At 68.1% G+C, this 14,370-nt stretch carries 15 protein-coding genes; 9 read left to right on the forward strand and 6 right to left on the reverse strand.

Translation table 11 applies throughout. The features are described from left to right. Positions 1-50: 50 nt before the first annotated feature. The 3 genes from AB0H61_RS16515 to cofD are packed head-to-tail and all read right to left on the reverse strand — an operon-like array spanning position 51 to position 3,042. Positions 51-569, reverse strand: coding sequence for an NUDIX domain-containing protein (locus AB0H61_RS16515; protein ID WP_357304685.1), 519 nt, complete (start codon positions 567-569; stop codon positions 51-53). Continuing rightward, complete coding sequence (locus tag AB0H61_RS16520; RefSeq protein ID WP_357304688.1) at positions 566-1,912, reverse strand: coenzyme F420-0:L-glutamate ligase; 1,347 nt, start codon at positions 1,910-1,912, stop codon at positions 566-568. Before AB0H61_RS16520 ends, AB0H61_RS16515 begins: the two co-directional genes overlap by 4 nt. Then, the gene (gene cofD / locus AB0H61_RS16525; RefSeq protein ID WP_357304691.1) at positions 1,909-3,042 is read right to left on the reverse strand and encodes a 2-phospho-L-lactate transferase; all 1,134 of its coding nucleotides are present in this window, start codon (positions 3,040-3,042) and stop codon (positions 1,909-1,911) included. The genes AB0H61_RS16520 and cofD overlap by 4 nt, the downstream gene beginning before the upstream one ends. Before the next feature lie 354 nt (positions 3,043-3,396). On the opposite strand from cofD, the gene AB0H61_RS16530 reads away from it, so the two are divergent. From AB0H61_RS16530 to AB0H61_RS16560, 7 genes are all read left to right on the forward strand, one after another. Beyond that, positions 3,397-3,630: a WhiB family transcriptional regulator gene (locus AB0H61_RS16530; protein ID WP_029901515.1), complete on the forward strand. Its 234-nt coding sequence runs from the start codon at positions 3,397-3,399 to the stop codon at positions 3,628-3,630. A 61-nt stretch (positions 3,631-3,691) separates the two neighbouring features. Next, positions 3,692-4,171, forward strand: coding sequence for a metallopeptidase family protein (locus AB0H61_RS16535; RefSeq protein WP_357304692.1), 480 nt, complete (start codon positions 3,692-3,694; stop codon positions 4,169-4,171). A gap of 90 nt (positions 4,172-4,261) precedes the next feature. Continuing rightward, a complete protein-coding gene (locus tag AB0H61_RS16540) occupies positions 4,262-4,642 on the forward strand; it encodes a DUF3499 domain-containing protein (protein WP_357305195.1) in 381 nt (126 codons plus the stop codon). Positions 4,643-4,717: 75 nt separating this feature from the next. Next, complete coding sequence (locus AB0H61_RS16545; protein WP_357304694.1) at positions 4,718-6,094, forward strand: phosphomannomutase/phosphoglucomutase; 1,377 nt, start codon at positions 4,718-4,720, stop codon at positions 6,092-6,094. A gap of 224 nt (positions 6,095-6,318) precedes the next feature. Further along, the gene (locus AB0H61_RS16550; protein ID WP_357304697.1) at positions 6,319-7,542 is read left to right on the forward strand and encodes a tobH protein; all 1,224 of its coding nucleotides are present in this window, start codon (positions 6,319-6,321) and stop codon (positions 7,540-7,542) included. Continuing rightward, positions 7,542-8,759 carry a mannose-6-phosphate isomerase, class I gene (gene manA, locus AB0H61_RS16555; protein WP_357304699.1) on the forward strand — a complete coding sequence of 406 codons (1,218 nt, stop codon included), beginning with the start codon at positions 7,542-7,544 and terminating at the stop codon, positions 8,757-8,759. The genes AB0H61_RS16550 and manA overlap by 1 nt, the downstream gene beginning before the upstream one ends. Before the next feature lie 107 nt (positions 8,760-8,866). Beyond that, the gene (locus AB0H61_RS16560; protein ID WP_357304702.1) at positions 8,867-9,787 is read left to right on the forward strand and encodes a cation diffusion facilitator family transporter; all 921 of its coding nucleotides are present in this window, start codon (positions 8,867-8,869) and stop codon (positions 9,785-9,787) included. Positions 9,788-9,869: 82 nt separating this feature from the next. Here the strand turns inward: AB0H61_RS16560 and AB0H61_RS16565 are convergent, their stop codons facing one another. Next, positions 9,870-11,336 (reverse strand): NAD(P)/FAD-dependent oxidoreductase, encoded by a 1,467-nt coding sequence (locus AB0H61_RS16565; RefSeq protein ID WP_357304705.1) that lies wholly within the window; start codon positions 11,334-11,336, stop codon positions 9,870-9,872. 67 nt (positions 11,337-11,403) lie between these two features. Continuing rightward, positions 11,404-11,985, reverse strand: coding sequence for a TetR/AcrR family transcriptional regulator (locus AB0H61_RS16570; RefSeq protein ID WP_357304708.1), 582 nt, complete (start codon positions 11,983-11,985; stop codon positions 11,404-11,406). Positions 11,986-12,085: 100 nt separating this feature from the next. On the opposite strand from AB0H61_RS16570, the gene AB0H61_RS16575 reads away from it, so the two are divergent. Both AB0H61_RS16575 and AB0H61_RS16580 read left to right on the forward strand, forming a co-directional pair. Next, positions 12,086-12,496 (forward strand): DUF4267 domain-containing protein, encoded by a 411-nt coding sequence (locus tag AB0H61_RS16575; RefSeq protein WP_357304711.1) that lies wholly within the window; start codon positions 12,086-12,088, stop codon positions 12,494-12,496. A gap of 83 nt (positions 12,497-12,579) precedes the next feature. Further along, the gene (locus AB0H61_RS16580; RefSeq protein ID WP_357304713.1) at positions 12,580-12,795 is read left to right on the forward strand and encodes a DUF4287 domain-containing protein; all 216 of its coding nucleotides are present in this window, start codon (positions 12,580-12,582) and stop codon (positions 12,793-12,795) included. Positions 12,796-12,802: 7 nt separating this feature from the next. On the opposite strand, the gene AB0H61_RS16585 is transcribed toward AB0H61_RS16580, so the two are convergent. Continuing rightward, positions 12,803-14,155, reverse strand: a complete 1,353-nt coding sequence (locus AB0H61_RS16585; protein WP_357304716.1) for a cation:dicarboxylase symporter family transporter — start codon at positions 14,153-14,155, stop codon at positions 12,803-12,805. Positions 14,156-14,370: the final 215 nt, after the last annotated feature.

Here is a 14,370-nt window from a genome sequence, read left to right on the forward strand (position 1 = left end):
CACCGGGCCGCACCCCCGGAGGGGTACGGCCCGGTGTTGGTCGCGACGCGTCAGCGCAGCAGGACGTCGGCGTTGTCGGGGAGCGCGTCGACCGGCCACCACCGCAGGTCCGTCGACTCGGCGCTGCGCACCGGGACGGCGCCCGCGGGCGCGGTGATCCGGAACAAGAGATCCAAATGCCTGGTCGGCACGCCCAGTGAGCACGTGATCGGATGCGCCTGCGCGCCGTACAGCTCCGGATCCAGGGTCAGGCCGTCGATACCGGACTCTTCGGTCGCCTCGCGCAACGCCGCATCGGCGACGGTCTCGTCACCCTCCTCGCAGTGCCCACCGAGCTGGATCCAGCGCCCGACCCGGGGGTGCAGAGTCAGCAGCACCTCGCTGCCGTCGTGCGAGAAGACCACCGCCGACGCGGTGATGTGGCCGGGCGCGTGCGCCCGCAGGCAACCGCGCGGCGCCGACCCGAGGAAGGCCAGCATGGCCTCCCGCAGCGACTGCTCGGGGCCCGTGGCGGGACGCCAGGATTCGAGCAGCTCATGCGCCGACGCATGCAAGGATTCCGCACTCACAGTTCGACCAATCCCGCACCGGGACCGAATACCGGACGCGGCGCCAGCTCCTCCGGTGGATGACCGATCGCGATCGCACCCAACGGATTCCAGTCCTCGGCGAGGCCCAACACGTTCCGGGTGATCTCCGGGGCGAAGATGGTCGAGCCGATCCAGCAGCTGCCGATGCCCTCGGTGGCCAGCGCCACCAGCAGGCCCTGCACCGCGGCGCCGACGGCGACGGTGAACATGGTCCGCTCCGCGGTCCGGCGGCGCTCATCCGGATAGTCGTGCGCACCGTCCGGCACGCAGAACGGGATGATCACCTCGGGGGCGTCGAAAAGGATTCGGCCCCGGGCGATTCGGCGCTCCACTCGCTCCGGATCGAGCCCGTCCGCGGTGAGGTCGGCGCGCCACTTGTCCGCCATCGCCGCCAGCAACTGTTCGCGCAGGCCGTCCTTGCGCAGCCACACGAACCGCACCGGGCGGGTGTGGTGCGGCGCGGGCGCGGTCAGCGCCGTCGCGACGGCGGACCGGATACGGTCCGGATCGACGGGGGTGTCGGCGAACTGCCGGATAGAGCGACGCAACAGCAGCGCCTCGCGCCTGCCCTTCTCGATCGCCTCGGCCGTGCCGAGCCAGAACAGGTCATCGGTGCCGCCGCGCAGCAGATCGGCCGCGCAGGAGCCGTCGTCGATAACGGGCAACCCGCGCACCACCGCGACCGGCACGCCGCCGAGCTTCCCTTTCACCAAATCGGCGGCGGCCGCCAGTTCGTCGGCGATGGCGACCTGGGTGACCTGCAGTTCATTGCCCTGCCCGTCCACCGCGCCCGCGTAGTCGTGCAGCACTCGCAGTCCGGCGGCGCCGATGGCGGTATCGGTCTGCCCGTTGCGCCAGGCCCGGCCCATAGTGTCGGTGATGACCACGGCGACGGTGACACCGAGCCGCTCGGCCAGCGCCGTGCGCAGCGCCTTGGCGCTACCGTCGGGATCGCTGGGCAGCAGTACCAGTTCACCCTGTTCGACATTGGATCCGTCGACACCGGAGGCGGCCTGGACGATGCCGAGCTTGTTCTCGGTGATCAGGGTGCGGCCCTTGCGCGCCAGCACCCGCACCGCCTCCTGGTCCACCAGTGCCCGGCGCGCGGTATCGCGTTCCTCCGGATCCAGCGGCGCGGCGACGATGCGCCCCTCGGCCTTGGCGACGATCTTGCTGGTGACCACCAGGATGTCGCCGTCGGCCAGCCACGGCGCGCAGGCCGCGATATGTTCGGCCAGGTCGTCGCCGGGGCGGAATTCCGGCAGCCCGGTGATCGGCAGGATGCGCAGCTCGGTCGCGGCGTGATCGATATCCACGGTCACCATTTCACCCCGGCGAGATCAAGCGCCTCGCGCACCATCTCCGCGGTGGTGGGCGGATCGGTCATCAGCAGAGGCACGCTGCGCACCTCGACGCCGGGAACGTCGGCGGTGTCGGTGGTGTGGATCAACCAGCCGTCCAGGATGCCGGTGGCCGAGCGGGCGCCGTAGTAGCGGCCGATCGCCTCGGCCGTGGTCTCGACGCCGATCACCGAGAGGCATTCATCGGCCATGCCGCGCAACGGCTTTCCGTCGATCACCCCGGAGATGCCGATCACCTTGGCCTTCGTGGTGCGCAACGCGCCGCGGATTCCGGGCACCGCGAGGATGGCGCCGATGCTGACAACCGGGTTCGAGGGGGCCAGCAGCACCGCATCCGCATCGGCTATGATCTCTGTCACATTTGGCGCCGGCTTGGCGTCATCGGCCCCGATCGTGGCGAATCCATGGGTCTCGATGTTCGCGCGGTAGCGAACCCACCACTCTTGGAAATGGATCGCGCGACGTTCGCCAGCGTTCTCGGGGTCACTCACAACGACATGTGTTTCACAGCGATCGTCGGTTGCCGGGATCAGTTTCACCCCGGGTTGCCACCTGTTGCAGAGCGCTTCCGTCACCGCGGAAAGCGGGTACCCGGCGCGCAACATTTCGGTACGAATCAAGTGCGTTGCGATATCGCGGTCACCCAAGCCGAACCAGTCCGGCTGAGCGTGATATTCGGCCAGCTCTTCCTTGGCATGCCAGGTCTCCGCGACCCGGCCCCAGCCGCGCTCGGTGTCGATTCCGCCACCGAGGGTATACATGCAGGTATCGAGGTCGGGGCAGATGCGGAGGCCATGCATCCAGACGTCGTCACCGACATTGACGATGGCGGAAACGTCTGCCTCCGGCAGCAGCTCCCGCACACCCTGGAGGAAGCGCGCGCCACCGACCCCGCCGACCAGGACGGCGATCTTGGGTCCGCTCGCTGGCGCGATGCCCGCTTGTTGTGGAGTCACATCGACACAGCCTATGCGCTGCCCGATCGAGCGTCGTTCGCGCCATATTTGCTGGTCATTTGCTGTTCGACAGCACAAGATCAACACAGAATACGGCAGCGGATAGTAACGGAATAGCGTCGGCGGCTTGACCATCGACACGTCCGGCGTGTCTAATCACAGTCATGTCATTCCGGGTTCGCGCGAGAGTGCAAGGCGCGAACGGCTTTTCGAACAGATGTTCGCATCGGGATGACGAGCTCGGGGATGTCCGCGGGACAACGTCGCGGGGTACGGCCGTCGGTGTGCGTGTTGGTCCGACGGAAAGAATCATTCTGCGCTAACACACAGTGAGGAGGCGGAGCGATGGCCGAAGACATGGTCACGCCAACCGATTCCACAGCAGGCGCAGCACGTGGCGTCTGCACAGACATCGGCCGGATCGATCGGGAGGCGGGTGACGATATGTCGACACCCCGGCTCAGCCTGGTCGTGACGGGCTTCGACGAGATGTTCGAATCCATCGAAGAGCAGTGGCAAGAGCGTGCCCTATGCGCACAGACCGATCCGGAGGCGTTCTTCCCCGAGAAGGGCGGTTCGACCCGCGAGGCGAAACGGATCTGCATGGGCTGCGAGGTCCGCGACGAATGCCTGGAATACGCGTTGGCACACGATGAGCGCTTCGGCATCTGGGGCGGTCTCTCCGAGCGGGAGCGCCGCCGTCTCAAGCGCGGCATCGGCTAGAACCGGGTACCGCACCGACCTCGATGCACGAGGTCGGTGCGTGTTCACCTAGATTCTTCCTATGTCTCGCTCTCGCAATCGACGACCACCGACCGCACGGTCGGTGATCCGCCGTGGGCGCGGCGTGCGCGGGCCGATGCTGCCGCCGACCGTGCCTGCCTGGCGTACCCGCGGCCAGCAATTCGACCGGCTGGTGCTCGAGGCGTTCGCACCGCTGGACAGCCGCTGGCACGATCGGCTGACCAAGCTCGATATCGCCGTCGACGATGTACCGAAAATCCGTCCGCTGCACCCTGATTCGGTCACCTGGCCGGATGAGGTGGTCGCCGACGGACCGGTGCCGCTGTCGCGGCTCATCCCCGCCGGCGTCGACCGGCACGGGGCGGCCACCCGTGCCCGCGTGGTGTTGTTCCGCAAACCGCTCGAATTGCGCGCGGGCGATCCCGACGATCTGGTCGATCTACTCCGCGAGGTCCTCGTCCAGCAGATCGCGACCTACTTGGGCGTCGACCCCGAGATCATCGATCCCGAAGCGGGATAAGACCTCAACGCTCGAGTCAGCCTTGACCCTTTACCGCGTGTCTGGCCGCGTCGGACCGTCAAGGGGGTTACTCTCATCCGCGTGATCCCCATGCGTCGTTGCTGCCGACCAGGCTGCAAGAATCCGGCCGTCGCGACGCTCACGTATGTGTACTCGGACTCGACGGCCGTTGTCGGACCGCTGGCCACCGTCGCCGAACCGCACTCCTGGGACCTCTGCGAAACACACGCCTCCCGCATCACCGCGCCCAAGGGCTGGGACATGGTTCGGCACGAGGGCGGATTCTCTTCCAGCACACCCGATGACGACGATCTGACCGCGCTGGCCGAAGCGGTTCGCGAAGCAGGGCTGCGCCGCCGCCCGCCGGAGCCGGATCAGCGCGGCTACCGCGACTACACGCCCCCGCCGCCGCGCACCACCCGCACCGGACGCCGGGGCCATCTGCGGGTGCTCCCCGACCCTCCGAACTGACGCGCCGGAACCGCCCGGCGGATTCGAGGCAGGACCCCGTCAAACCTGTCCGGCGATACCACTAGGGTGGTGGCCATGACAGCCACGCGCTCTGCCGAATTCGTGAACGCGGTGATCAAGGCCTATGACGTTCGCGGGGTGGTCGGCGAACAGATCGACGCGCAATTCGTCAGCGATATCGGCGCCTCGTTCGCGCGGCTGATGCGCGACGAGGGTGCGAAGCGGGTGGTCATCGGACACGATATGCGGGAATCCTCACCGGAACTCGCCGCCGCCTTCGCCGAGGGCGTACTCGGCCAGGGCCTCGATGTGGTGCATATCGGCCTGGCCTCGACCGACCAGCTCTACTTCGCCTCGGGCCGCCTCGGCTGTCCCGGCGCCATGTTCACCGCCAGCCACAACCCCGCGCGCTACAACGGCATCAAACTGTGCCGCGCCAACGCGCTGCCGGTCGGTCAGGACACCGGCCTCGCCACCATCAAGGAGGAGGTCGTCGCGGGTGTGCCCGGCTTCGACGGTCCCCGCGGCAGCGCCACCGAGATGGATCTGCTCGCCGACTACGCGACGTTCCTGCGCGGGCTGGTGAATCTCGACGACATCCGCCCGCTCACCATCGCGGTGGACGCGGGTAACGGCATGGGCGGGCATACGGTGCCGGAGGTACTCGGCACGCTGCCCCGGGTGACGATCGTGCCGCTGTACTTCGAGTTGGACGGCTCGTTCCCGAACCACGAGGCCAATCCGCTCGACCCGAAGAACCTGGTGGATCTGCAGGATCTGGTTCGCAAGTCCGGCGCGGATATCGGCCTGGCCTTCGACGGCGACGCCGACCGCTGCTTCGTGGTGGACGAACATGGCGACCCGGTGTCGCCGTCGGCCATCACGGCGCTGGTGGCCGAGCGCGAACTGGCCAAGGAGCCGGGCGCGGTCATCATCCACAACCTGATCACCTCGCGGGCGGTGCCCGAGCTGGTGCACGAACTCGGCGGCACCCCGGTGCGCACCCGGGTCGGCCACTCCTTCATCAAGCAGGAGATGGCATCGACCGGAGCGGTTTTCGGCGGCGAGCACTCCGCGCACTACTACTTCCGCGATTTCTGGGGCGCCGACTCCGGCATGCTCGCCGCATTGCATGTGCTGGCCGCCCTCGGCGAGAAGGATCGGCCGATCTCGGAGCTGATGTCGTCCTACGAGACGTACGCGGCCTCCGGGGAGATCAATTCCACGGTGCCGGATGCGAAGCAGCGGACCATGGCCGTGTTGGAGGCGTTCGGCGATCGCGCCGTGTCGGTGGATAGGCTGGATGGCGTGACCGTGCAGCTCGCCGACGACGCCTGGTTCAATCTGCGCGCGTCGAATACCGAACCCTTACTCCGTCTGAACGTCGAGGCGCGATCGTCGGAGGAAGTAGACGCACTCGTAACCGAGATTCTCGGCATCGTCCGCTCCTGACTGGAATAGTGGAATTACGGCGGAATGGAATCACATGCTCAGGATTCGGCGACGAGGGAAGTAGACGGCTCTGCCCGTTGCCGAGATTCTGAACATCGTCCGCTCCCGACTGGAATAGTGGAATCACAGACATTGGATTCGCCCGACCCGGGCTCGGTATACATGGCCCGTGTAGGAGTCGGGCGGGATCGGACACAGCGCGATGAGGGGAGGTGGGACGCCCGATGATCGCTGGAACACCGGTGCTCGACCTCGACGACGCCGCGTCGCTCGAGGCAGCAGATAGCGGCGGCGCCCTGCGGTCGGCTGCTTCCGGCGGCGCCCAGGTACGCGCGACCGCGGCTGCGGTCGGCGAGGACGCGCTGGCCCGTCTTACCGACCTCCGGCCGCGCAGCGTGGTGCTGGTGACCGGCGCGGGCCGGGCCGCACGCGCGGCGGGCCTGCTGGTCGCCGCGCTCGGGGATCGGGCGGGTCTGCCCGTGGTCCGCACACCCGCGCTCCCACCCTGGGTCGGCCCCCTCGACGTGGTGCTCGTCGCGGGCGACGACGCGGGCGATCCGCGCCTCATCGACGCCGTCGACCGCGGGCTACGCCGCGGTGCCGAGGTCGTCATCGCGGCGCCGCACGAAGGGCCGCTGCGCGCGGCCTCGGCCGGACGGGCCGCGCTATTGGAGCCGCGGGTCCCGGTGCTGGATCACAACCGCCTGCTGCGCTTCCTGGCGGCCGGGATCGCGGTGCTACGCATCGTCGATCCGGCACGCTCGGGTGCGGCGGTGCCGGACCTCACCACACTCGCCGACGTGCTGGACGCCGAGGCGCTACGCGCCTCGCCGCAGAACGAGGTCTTCCACAATCCGGCCAAGACGCTGGCGGCTCGGATGCAGCAGCGCGGGATCGTCTTCGCGGGTGACTCCCCCGCCGCCGCCGAACTCGCCGAGCACTGCGCCGAGGTGCTGCTGCAGACGGCGGGCCGGGTCGCGACCGCGGCCGATCTGCACGAGGCGGTCGCCGCCAATCCCCGGATGGTCGAGGCCGCGGGCGGATCCGCACCCGATTTCGATCCGATGTTCCACGACGAGGAGCTGGACGGTCCGGCGCCGGTGGAGCGCATCCGGCTGTTCGTACTGAGCACCGACCCCGACCAGGCCGCTACCCGGCGCAGGCTCGCGGTATTCGGCGGCGCGGGCTCCGGGTTGGTCGACGCCGACCTGGTGAATGCCGATCTCGACGTCTTACAGTCCACACTCAGCGATCCGTCGGGTCCGACGCAGGCCAGGGTCGACCAGTCCGGGGTGCCGTTGCCCGGCTCGGCCACCGACAGCACGGAACTGGAACAACTCGCGGTGCTCGCCCTCCGGGTGGAAATGGCCGCCGCCTACCTTCGGTTGATCGGATCGCGCGCTAGTGCGTCCGCGGCGGGCGGCCAGTACGACGGGGGAAGCTACTAGTGCACGAACTCGTTGGTGCACTGCGTTCCTACGCTTGGGGTTCGCGCACCGCGCTCGCTCAGCTGTGCGGCAGGCCGGTTCCTTCGGCGCATCCGGAGGCCGAACTGTGGTTCGGCGCGCACCCCGCCGATCCGGCGCATGTGCGAGTCGAGCAGGGCACCCGCTCGCTGCTGGAGCTGGTGGCCGCCGACCCCGATCGCGAGCTCGGCTCCGCCGCACCGGAATTCGGCGGCAAATTGCCGTTCCTGCTGAAGATTCTGGCGGCCGAGGAGCCGCTCTCATTGCAGGCGCACCCGAGTACGGCGCAGGCGCGGGCCGGATTCGAGCGGGAGAACCGGGCCCGGGTGCCCTTGGACTCGCCGATGCGGAACTACCGTGACGAGAACCACAAGCCGGAGCTGGTGGTGGCGTTGGAGCGGTTCGAGGCGCTGGCCGGTTTCCGCGATCCGCGGCGCACCGTGGCGCTGCTGCGCGCACTGGCCGTTCCCCAGCTCGAGTCCTTCGCGGATTTGCTTGCCGCGCAACCTGATTCGGCGGGCCTGCGAACGTTGTTCACCACTTGGATCACGCTGCCGCACAACGCACTCGCCACGCTGCTGCCCGCGGTACTGGATGGCTGCGTGCGCTACCTCTCCGGAAAGGGCAAGCGCGAGTTCACCGCCGAGGCGCGCACCGCGCTCGAACTCGCGGAGGCCTATCCGGGTGACGCCGGGGTGCTGGCGGCACTGCTGCTCAACCGGCTGACCCTGGAACCCGGGCAGGGGCTTTTCCTGGCCGCCGGGAATCTGCACGCCTACCTGCGCGGGCTCGGCGTGGAAATCATGGCCAATTCCGACAATGTGCTGCGCGGTGGTCTCACCCCGAAACACGTCGATGTGGCGGAGCTGCTGCGGGTCCTGGATTTCGAGCCGATCGACCTGCCGGTGATACTGCCGGAACCGGCCGGCGACGGGTCGGTCCGCTACTGGACGCCCGCCCCCGAATTCGCACTGCATCGCTTCGACCTGACCGCGGGCTCGGCCCAGGTGCCGCTGCACGACGGCCCGGGCATCGTGCTGGTGACGGCGGGCACGATACGACTGCTGCAGAACGGTGTGGAACTGATGCTCGGGCGGGGCACCGCGGCGTGGATCTCGGCCGCGGACAGCGATATTCGGGCGCAGGCGGTCGACGGTCCCGCCCAGTTCTTCTGCGCCTGCGTCGGCAGCGCGCACTGACAACGGATGGACTCCGCTCGCGCCGCCGGGACGCGGACGTTCGGATACCGGCCGCCGAACACGCTAAGTTAGCCGGGATCGGCGAAACGAGAGAGGACATCCGACACATGTCTGCTGGTGGTGGCAAGAAAGCGATTCTCGCCGCGTTGTCGGCGAATGCGGGGATCGCGGTGGCGAAGTTCGTCGGCGCGGCGATCACCGGTTCGGCTTCGATGCTGGCCGAGGCGGTGCACTCGGTGGCCGACACCTCCAACCAGGGGCTGTTGCTGCTCGGGCAGAAGCGCGCCGAACAGGAGGCCGACGAACTGCACCCGTTCGGATACGGCCGCAACCGCTATTTCTACTCGTTCGTCGTTGCCCTGGTGCTGTTCACGCTCGGCTCGATCTACGCCATCTACGAGGGTATCCACAAGATCCAGCATCCCGAGGAGCTCAGCTCCCCGATCGTGGCGATCGTGATCCTGCTGATCGCCATCGGGCTGGAGAGCTACAGCTTCATGACCGCGGTGAAGGAATCCACGCCGCTGAAGGGGAACAGCAGCTGGTGGCGGTTCATCAGGACCTCGCGCAGCCCCGAGCTGCCGGTGGTGCTGCTGGAGGACACCGGCGCGCTGGTCGGCCTGATTTTGGCCTTCGCGGGTGTCGGCCTGACCATGCTCACCGACGATCCGGTGTGGGACGGTGTCGGCACACTGGCCATCGGCCTCCTGCTCGGTGTCATCGCGGTCATCCTGATCATCGAGATGCAGAGCCTGCTCATCGGTGAGGGCGCCACCCCCGAGGAAGACCGGCTCATCCGGTCCAATCTGGTGGACGGGAACAAGATCGACCGGGTCATCCATCTGAAGACCCAGTACATGGGGCCGGAGGAGATTCTGGTCGCGGCCAAGATCGCGATCGTGCCCGGACTCGAGATCGCCGATATCGCCGACGCGATCGACGCGGCCGAGGCGCGGGTGCGCGACGCGGTGCCCGCCGCCCGGGTGATCTACCTGGAGCCGGATCTGTATCGCCGGCAGACGGTGTAGGCATCCCTGTTCGCTGTCGCGCCTGGAGCCCGACCTGTACCGGGCGCGGGTGACCTGATCGCGCGGTCGGGGGCCGAATCGGTCAGCGATCCCGGACCGACTGCGCCGCAAGCAGTTCGAGCGGGTCGGTGCGGATGCCGAACTCCCCTCGCAGGATATGGCGGGCGGCGTGCATACCGTTCATACCGTGGACACCGGGGCCGGGCGGGGTGGACGAGCACAGGTAGACGCCGGGGATGGGCGTCGCGTACGGGTTCCAGCGGGGCATGGGACGGAAGAGGAACTGGCGCAGGGTCATCGCGCCCGCGGAAATATCGCCCCCGACGTAGTTGGCGTTGTGCTCCGGGAGCTCGGCGGCGGTATAGACATGTTTCGCCAGGATGAGATCGGTGAAGCCCGGTGCGAAGCGCTCTATCTGGGCGACAATGGCATTGCTGATATCGCGCGGGGATCCATTGGGGACGTGGGCGTAGGTGTAGAGCGTGTGATTGCCCGCTGGGGCACGGGTCGAATCGACAACACCCGGCTGGATGGCCAGCACATACGGCCGATCCGCGTGACGCCCGGAGGCGACGGCGCATTCCGCGGCGACGGCCTCGGCGCGGGTGCCGACCAGGTGCAGGGTGCCCGCGAGCTCACAACCTGCGGCCGCCCACGGCACCGGACCGGAAAGCGCGAAGTCGACCTTGCAGGCCGCGCCGCCGTAGCGGAAGCGCCGCAGACGCTCGGCATATCGATCGGGCAGCCGGTGCCCGCCGATCCGGAGCAGTTCGGCCGGTGCCAGATCGAGCAGAACCGCTCGGGCGGAGCGTAATTCGTCGAGCGAGTCGATCCGGTGTTCGGTATGGACCCGGCCGCCGAGCCGCTCGAGCTCGGCGCTCAACGCGTCCGGAATCGCCTGGCTGCCACCGCGCGGCAGCACCCAGCCGCCCACATGCGCCAGGGTGCCGAGCAGCATGCCCGCGCCCGCGGCGGGGATCGCGCGCGGCGGTGTAATCGCGTGCGTGGCAACGCCGGTCAGCAACGCCGGGGCCGCCGCCTCGCGAAAACGCAGGTTCCACAGCGGGGTTCCCTGCTCGAAGACGCGCAGTCCGAAGCGGGCGGCGGTCAGCAAGTCGGCGGGCGGCCTCCGCAGATCCGACATCGCGACGTCCACGATCGCCTGCCAATGCCGCGCCATCGGCTCGAAGAGTCCGCGCCACGCGGCGCCGTCGCGGCCGAGACCCTCGACCGTCCGGTCGAGATCCCGCCAGGCCAGCCCGGCGCGCCCGCCGTCGAGCGGATGCGCGTAGGACACCTGCGGCGCCAGCAATTCGACACCGTGGGCGGGCAGGTCGAATGCACGGAAGAACGGGGATGCCAAGGCCATCGGATGCCCGCCCGCGCACACATCGTGCCGGAATCCGGGCAGCGTCAGCTCGGCGGTCCTCGACCCGCCGCCCGCGGTGGCCTCGGCCTCGTATACCCGCACCGCGAGCCCGGCCCGCGCCAGGATCACCGCCGCGGCGAGGCCGTTGGGACCGGATCCGACCACCACCACATCCGCCATGACCTCACGCTACCGCCCGCTCGGGCACGGTGACTCGGCCTTGCGCCTGCCTGGATATGCCGGCGGCTCAGGCGCCGACGGCGGCCAGCCATTCGGCGACCAGGATGGCGAGGCGCCGCTCGCGCAGTTCCGGGCGGAGACGGCCGCCGCGTTCCAGCGTGGCGAGGCCGTGGATGGAACTCCACGCGACCTCGGTGCGGGCGCCCAGGTCGGCCTCGTCCACGAAAGGCCGGAACAGGGACTCGAATTCGCCGAACCCGTCGCGCAGGGCCTGGGGCGCTTCCAGACCGAAGGTCAGGTCGATGTTCAGGACGAACATCGCGTCGTAGCGAGCCGGGTTGGCGGCGGCGAAGTCCAGATATGCGCGGGTGACCTGTTCCAGGGCCTGCGCCGGTGTGGTCGCGGCCGACGCGGCGGCGCGCAGCTGTGCGGTGAGGTCGACGAAGCCCTGTTCGGCGACGGCCGCGACGATGGCGGCCTTACTCGCGAAGTGGCTGTACAGCACGGGCTGGCTGTATTCGATGCGCTCGGCGAGGCGGCGCACCGTCACCGCCTCCCAACCCTGGGTCTCGGCGAGTTCGCGGGCGGTGTCGATGATCCGCTGGTGCCGTTCGGCGCGTTCGCGTTCCTTGCGGGTCTGCGTGCTCATACCGAAATTCTAGCAGCGCTAGACAAGCTAACGCGGCTCGGTTAGAGTCATTCTCGAACCTAGCGACGCTAGAAAAAAGAGCATAACAAAGGAGTACCCCGTGACCCTCTCCCGCATCGCCACCACCTTCTCTCTGATCGGCGCCGCCTTCATCCTCTACGTCGGCATCGGCTACGTGATCACCCCGGAGACCATGGCGACCGGCTTCGGCCTGCCCGCCCAGCCCGAGGGCGAGGCCGTCGCCTTCCTGAACCTCAAAGGCGTCCGCGACATCGTCACCGGCCTGATCATCTTGGCCCTGCTCGCGATCAAGCAGCGCTACACACTCGGCATCGCGACGCTGGTGATCGCCCTCATCCCATTCGGCGACATGCTGACCGTGCTGCGCTGGGACGGCTCCGCCGGCGCGGCCTTCGGAATCCACGGACTCACCGCCGCCTTCGTCGCCCTCACCGGCGCCCTGCTGATCCGCGAGCACAGCGACAGCGCGGCGCACGCCCGTGTGAGCTAGCGCACAATCACGACCGCGCCGATGAGTCCGCGCACGACGGTCCGTCGATACCGATGAACGCATAACGAGCAAAGGAGTCACCGATGGCGACCAAGCCCCACGGCCCCGCGTCCTACTTCCCCTCCATCGAAGCCAAGTACGGCCGCACCATCGCCGAGTGGAAGTCCGCCATGACCGACTCCGGCCGCACCACCTTCAAGGACCTCGTCGCCTGGCTGAAGACCGAACACGGCTTCGGACACGGTCACGCCACCGCCATCACCCAGCACCACCTCAACCCCGAAAAGTGGGCCGTCTGAACACGAATCACGCCGGGAGCAGCGACTTTTCGGGTTCCTGGGGGCGCGGGGCGTGGACGTCGTCGACCATGGTCTGTTCGTCGAAGGGGAGTTCCCGGTCCAGCACCGTGCGGGTGCGGTCGATATCGATGGTCTCGGTCCAGGTGCCGATGAGAACGGTGGCGACGGCATTGCCGGAAAAGTTGGTGAGCGCGCGGGCCTCGGACATGAAGCGATCGATACCGACGATGAGACCGACGCCGTCGAGGAGTTCGGGGCGGTGGCTCTGCAAACCACCGGCCAGGGTCGCCAGACCGGCGCCGGTGACCCCGGCGGCGCCCTTCGACGCGACGATCATGAACAGCAGCAGACCGAACTGTTCGGCGAGGCTGAGCGGCTTGCCCATGGCGTCGGCAATGAATATCGAGGCCATGGTCAGGTAGATGGCGGTGCCATCCAGATTGAACGAATACCCGGTCGGCACAACGACACCCACCGTCGTCTTCTCCACCCCCATATGCTCCATTTTCGCGATCAGCCGCGGCAGCGCCGATTCCGAGGACGAGGTCGCCACGATCAGCAGATATTCGCGCGCCAGGTAGCGGCAGAGTTTGAAGATCGACACCCCGGACACCACCCGGATCAGCACACCCAGCACCCCGAAGACGAAGACGAGGCAGGTCAGATAGAACGCGATCATCAGCGTGCCGAGCTTCACCACCGCATCCAGCCCCGTCTTGCCGACCACATTGGCGATCGCGCCGAAGGCGCCGATCGGGGCCAGCCACAGGATCATCGACAGAATCCGGAACACCAGCTTTTGCAGCAGCCCGACGCCGCGCAGGATCGGCTCCCCCGCGCTGCCCATGGCCTGCACCGCGAAACCGACCAGCAGTGCGACGAACAGCGCCTGCAATACGCTGCCCGCGGTGAGCGAGGAGATCAGCGTCGTCGGAATGATGCCCTGGACGAACTCCCAGGTTCCGCCCGCCTGGTGTGCCTGATCCGCGAGTTTGGTGCCCGCACCGGCCGTCTTCGCGATGTTCATGCCGGTGCCGGGATCCAGCAGATTGCCGACCACCATGCCGATGCCGAGCGCGACGGTCGACATCACCAGGAAGTACCCGATGGCCAATCCGCCGACCTTGCCGACGGTGGCGGCGGCGCGCACGGAACCGATACCGAGCACGATGGTGCAGAAGATGACCGGCGCGATCATCATCTTGATCAGATTGACGAACATGGTGCCGAGCGGGGCCAGTGAGACCCCGACGTCGGGCGCCAGCCAACCGACCAGAATGCCCGCGATCACGGCGGCGATCACGGCGAGATACAGCCAATGGGTGCGGTCGCGCCGCGGCTGTTGGGTGGTGTCGCTCATGGCGAGTGCAGTCCTTCGAGTGGTACCGACGTGAGGTCTCTCACGGCCCTATGTGCAGAATGATGGCGGCCGACGTGACGGCGGTCACTGTTTGGTGCATATCGTTCAATAGGGCGCGGCGTGGGAAGGGCGCGGCGTCAGACGAGCTCGGCGGTCGACGGACCCGGCGTTCATTGCTCGTACGGGTTCGTCGGTAGTCGGTTCGTGGAGGACAA

Origin of the sequence: Nocardia sp. NPDC050710, from assembly GCF_040654375.1 — a bacterium.
GTDB lineage: Bacteria > Actinomycetota > Actinomycetes > Mycobacteriales > Mycobacteriaceae > Nocardia.

Coding starts and splice junctions, on each gene's coding strand:
- cofD (WP_357304691.1), bottom strand. CDS start 3,042: ATGGTCAAGCCGCCGACGCTATTCCGTTACTATCCGCTGCCGTATTCT.
- AB0H61_RS16585 (WP_357304716.1), bottom strand. CDS start 14,155: ATGAGCGACACCACCCAACAGCCGCGGCGCGACCGCACCCATTGGCTG.
- AB0H61_RS16560 (WP_357304702.1), top strand. CDS start 8,867: ATGTCTGCTGGTGGTGGCAAGAAAGCGATTCTCGCCGCGTTGTCGGCG.
- AB0H61_RS16530 (WP_029901515.1), top strand. CDS start 3,397: ATGTTCGAATCCATCGAAGAGCAGTGGCAAGAGCGTGCCCTATGCGCA.
- AB0H61_RS16545 (WP_357304694.1), top strand. CDS start 4,718: ATGACAGCCACGCGCTCTGCCGAATTCGTGAACGCGGTGATCAAGGCC.
- AB0H61_RS16550 (WP_357304697.1), top strand. CDS start 6,319: ATGATCGCTGGAACACCGGTGCTCGACCTCGACGACGCCGCGTCGCTC.
- AB0H61_RS16570 (WP_357304708.1), bottom strand. CDS start 11,985: ATGAGCACGCAGACCCGCAAGGAACGCGAACGCGCCGAACGGCACCAG.
- AB0H61_RS16535 (WP_357304692.1), top strand. CDS start 3,692: ATGTCTCGCTCTCGCAATCGACGACCACCGACCGCACGGTCGGTGATC.
- AB0H61_RS16565 (WP_357304705.1), bottom strand. CDS start 11,336: ATGGCGGATGTGGTGGTGGTCGGATCCGGTCCCAACGGCCTCGCCGCG.
- AB0H61_RS16540 (WP_357305195.1), top strand. CDS start 4,262: ATGCGTCGTTGCTGCCGACCAGGCTGCAAGAATCCGGCCGTCGCGACG.
- AB0H61_RS16580 (WP_357304713.1), top strand. CDS start 12,580: ATGGCGACCAAGCCCCACGGCCCCGCGTCCTACTTCCCCTCCATCGAA.